At 70.2% G+C, this 4,141-nt stretch carries 3 protein-coding genes and 2 pseudogenes; all 5 read left to right on the top strand.

All coding sequences use genetic code 11. The annotated features are described in order from the left end of the window. Positions 1–120: pseudogene (locus tag ABD358_RS28255) on the top strand (peptide ABC transporter ATP-binding protein); the annotation flags it as partial. A gap of 248 nt (positions 121–368) precedes the next feature. Continuing rightward, positions 369–1,997, top strand: a complete 1,629-nt coding sequence (locus tag ABD358_RS28250; RefSeq protein ID WP_344634007.1) for a peptide ABC transporter substrate-binding protein — start codon at positions 369–371, stop codon at positions 1,995–1,997. A gap of 40 nt (positions 1,998–2,037) precedes the next feature. Then, entirely contained in the window at positions 2,038–2,961 is a 924-nt protein-coding gene (locus tag ABD358_RS28245) for an ABC transporter permease (protein WP_344634006.1), read from the top strand. Further along, positions 2,954–3,967, top strand: a complete 1,014-nt coding sequence (locus ABD358_RS28240; RefSeq protein ID WP_344634005.1) for an ABC transporter permease — start codon at positions 2,954–2,956, stop codon at positions 3,965–3,967. Before ABD358_RS28245 ends, ABD358_RS28240 begins: the two co-directional genes overlap by 8 nt. Before the next feature lie 11 nt (positions 3,968–3,978). Then, positions 3,979–4,141 (top strand): annotated as a pseudogene (locus tag ABD358_RS28235) (methionine ABC transporter ATP-binding protein); the annotation flags it as partial.

The raw sequence follows: 4,141 nt of genomic DNA, 5'->3' as shown, positions 1-4,141 counted from the left end.
TGTGCGCAGGAGGTGCCGCTGCTGGCGGTGCCGGAGCGGTTCGCCGGGCAGGACACCCCGGCCGCGCATCCTTCCGCCTGCCACTTCGCCGAGGAGAAGGACGTGGTGCACGCGGCCTGACCGCGCCGCCCGGCCCGTACGCGAGACACGGGTCGCGCACAGGGGCGCCCGGACCGTCAGGTCCGGGCGCCCCCGCGCGTTCCGGGCCGGGATCGCGGACGGGCGCCCCACCCGCCCGTCCGGCGTCCGGCATCCGGGGGTTTCTCACGGGCGGTCCGGGCCCACGGCGGGGCATCGGCGGAGAATGTTCGCTCATGGGGTGATATGGGTCTTGTCGGAAGAACGGTCAGGACCCAGGGAGGCACTCCATGCGCACAGCCACGCGCGTCACCGGGGCCGTCGCGGTGGTGGTCACCCTCGCCGTGGTGACCGCGGCCTGCAGCAGCGGAGCGACGGGCAGCGGCGGATCCGAAGTGGTACGGGCCTCGTGGGGTGACCCGCAGCACCCCCTGGAACCCGCCAACACCAACGAGGTGCAGGGCGGCAAGGTCCTCGACATGATCTTCCGGGGCCTCAAGCGCTACGACCCGAGGACCGGCAAGGCCGTCGACGCCGTGGCCGAGTCGATCGAGACCGAGGACCAGCGGAACTTCACCGTCACCCTCCGGAAGGGCTGGGAGTTCAGCGACGGCACACCGGTCACGGCCGAGTCCTTCGTGGACGCCTGGAACTACGGCGCCCTGGTCACCAACAACCAGGTCAACTCGTACTTCTTCCAGTACATCGAGGGCTACGACGACGTCCACCCCGAGGAGGAGGGCGCCGAGCCGACGGCCAGGACCATGTCCGGGCTGAAGGTGAAGGACGACCGCACCTTCACGGTGAGGCTCAACCAGAAGTTCTCCCAGTGGCCGCAGACCCTCGGGTACAACGCCTACGCGCCGCTGCCGAAGGCGTTCTTCGAGGACCGCGAGGCATGGCTGAGGAAACCCGTCGGCAACGGCCCCTACAAGATCGACTCGTACGCCAGGGGACAGAGCATGACGCTCTCCCGGAACGAGAACTACAGCGGCGAGGACAAGGCCCGGAACGAGGGCGTCGAGCTGAAGGTCTACACCGACAGCAACACCGCCTACACCGACCTCCAGGCGGGCAACCTCGACGTCGCCGACGACATCCCCGCGTCCCAGCTGAAGAACGCCGAACGGGACCTGAACGGCCGCTACGTCAACCAGCCCGCGGGCATCCTCCAGACCCTCAGCTTCCCCCTCTACCGCGAGGAGTGGCAGGGCGAGAGGGCGCGCAAGGTCCGCCAGGGCATCTCCATGGCGATCGACCGCCAAAGGATCACCGAGCGGATCTACCACGGCACGCGCATCCCGGCCACCGACCTCACCTCGCCCGTGCTCGGCCCGGACGGCGGCTACGCCGAGGGACTGTGCGGCCGGACGTGCGCCTACGCCCCCGAGAGGGCCAGACGGCTCATCGAGGAGGGCGGCGGCCTGCCCGGCGGGAGCATCACCCTCACCTCGAACGTGGACACCGGGTCGCACCGGCAGTGGCTGGACGCCGTCTGCAACAGCGTCAACAACGTCCTGGACGACAACGACGCCTGCCGGGTCAGGCCGGTGGGCACCTTCGCGGACTACCGCAGGGACATCGCCGCCAAGGAGATGAAGGGCATGTTCCGGGCCGGCTGGCAGATGGACTACCCGCTGATCCAGAACTTCCTCCAGCCGCTCTACTACACGGACGCCTCCTCCAACGACTCCGGGTACAGCAGCGAGGAGTTCGACGAGCTGGTCGACCGGGCCAACGCGGCCGACGGACCGGAGGCGGTCGGGATCTTCCGCGAGGCGCAGAAGATCGTGCTCCAGGACCTCCCGGCCATCCCCCTGTGGTACCAGAACGGGACCGCGGGCTACTCCGACCGCGTGAAGGGCGTCAGACTCAACGCCTTCTCGGTCCCGGTCTTCACCGACATCGAGGTCGCCTGACGTCCCCACCGCCCGACGCGTCCGACGAGGAGGCCCGCCAGTGGGACGCTACGTCATCCGCCGGCTGTTCCAGATGGTCCCGGTGTTCATCGGGACGACCTTCCTGATCTTCGTGATGGTGTACGCGCTGGGGGACCCGGTCGCCGGACTCTTCGGCGACCGGGCGCCCGACCCGGCCACCGCCGCCCTGCTGCGCGAGGAGTTCGACCTCGACAAGCCGCTGTGGCAGCAGTACCTGCTCTACCTGGGAAAGATCTTCACCGGCGACTTCGGCACCGCCTTCAACGGCCGGCCCGTCACCGAGCTGATGGCCACCGCGTTCCCGGTCACCGTGCGGCTGATGCTGGTCGCGCTCGTCATCGAGATGGTGGCCGGCATCCTGCTCGGAGTGGTCTCCGGGCTGCGCCGGGGCCGCGGCGTGGACACCTCGGTGCTGCTGCTGACCCTGCTGGTGATCTCCGTCCCGACCTTCGTCACCGGCGCCACGCTCCAGTTCCTGCTGGGCGTGAAGTGGCCGCTGGTCAACCCGGCGGTCAGCGCGGAGGCGCCGCTGGGCGAACTGCTGCTGCCCGGCCTCGTCCTCGCCCTGGTCTCCCTGGCCTACATCGCCCGGCTCACCCGCACCTCGGTGGCGGAGAACGCGCGGGCCGACTACGTGCGCACCGCCGTCTCCAAGGGGCTCCCGCGGCGCCGGGTGGTCACCCACCACCTGCTGCGCAACTCGCTGATCCCGGTGGTCACCTTTCTCGGCACCGACATCGGGAGCCTGATGGCCGGGGCCCTGGTCACCGAGCGGATCTTCAACATCCAGGGCGTCGGATACCAGCTCTACCAGGGCGTCCTGCGGCAGAACTCCCCGACGGTCGTCGGCTTCGTCACGATCCTCGTCCTGGTCTTCCTCACCGCCAACCTGCTGGTGGACCTCCTCTACGCCGTGCTCGACCCGAGGATCCGGTATGCCTGAGTCACCCCTCCGAAGCCCCTCCGAGGAACCGCCCGCCCTCGGCGGCGCGAGCGTCGCACCGGCCCCGGACGGCATCGGGATCGGACCCGTGGAGGACCTCCCGGCGGTGGGCAGACCCGGCCGGAGGGCGCACGCGCGGCCGAGGGGACGGAGGCGGACGCGCGGCCTGTGGTCGGACGCCTGGCACGACCTGTGCCGCAACCCGGTCTTCGGGATCTCCGCCCTGCTGATCCTGTTCCTGCTGGTCGTCTCCGTGTGGCCGGGGCTGATCGCGAGCCGCGACCCGCTCTCGTGCGATCTGGGCAGGGCGCTCGACGGGCCGGCGCCGGGCCACTGGTTCGGCTTCGACGCGCAGGGGTGCGACGTCTACACCCGCACGGTCCACGGGGCCCGCGCCTCCGTCGCGGTCGCCGTGTGCGCCACGCTCGGAACCGCCCTCGTCGGCGGGGTGCTGGGCGGCCTGGCCGGTTTCTTCGAAGGCTGGGCGGACGGGGTGCTGTCGCGGATCACCGACATCTTCTTCGGCATCCCGATGGTGCTGGGCGGCCTGGTCTTCCTGGCCATGGTCAAGGCCGAGGGAATCTGGCCGGTGGTCTGGGTGATCGTCGCCCTGGGCTGGCCGCAGGCGGCCCGGATCGCGCGCGGCTCGGTGATCACCGTGCGGCAGAACGACTTCGTCCAGGCCGCACGGGCGCTCGGCGCCGGCAGCACCCGGATGCTGGTGAGGCACGTCCTGCCGAACGCCGTCGCCCCGGTGATCGTGGTGACGACCATCGCGCTGGGCACCTATGTGGCGCTGGAGGCCACCCTCAGCTTCCTGGGCATCGGACTCCAGCCGCCGACGGTGTCGTGGGGCGTGGCGATCTCCGACGCCTCCAGCGGCATGCAGTTCCGCAACGCGCCGCACATCCTGCTCTACCCCGCCGCCGCGCTGAGCGTCACGGTGCTGGCGTTCATCATGCTCGGCGACGCGGTGCGCGACGCCCTCGATCCCAAGATGCGCTGAGGGAGGCGTACGTGGCCACTGCCCACGAGACCGTGGACACTCCCGGACCGGGGAGGGAGGGAAGCGGTGTTCCGCTTCTGGAGGTTCGTGACCTCCATGTGGAGTTCAAGACCCGGGACGGGGTGGCCAAGGCCGTCAACGGTGTCAACTACACCGTCAGTGCCGGTGAGACGT

It is taken from the genome of Streptomyces glaucosporus (assembly GCF_039533345.1).
GTDB lineage: Bacteria > Actinomycetota > Actinomycetes > Streptomycetales > Streptomycetaceae > Streptomyces > Streptomyces glaucosporus.
Note: the sequence above shows the minus strand (reverse complement) of the source record. Positions and strands in the feature narration are given on the sequence as shown.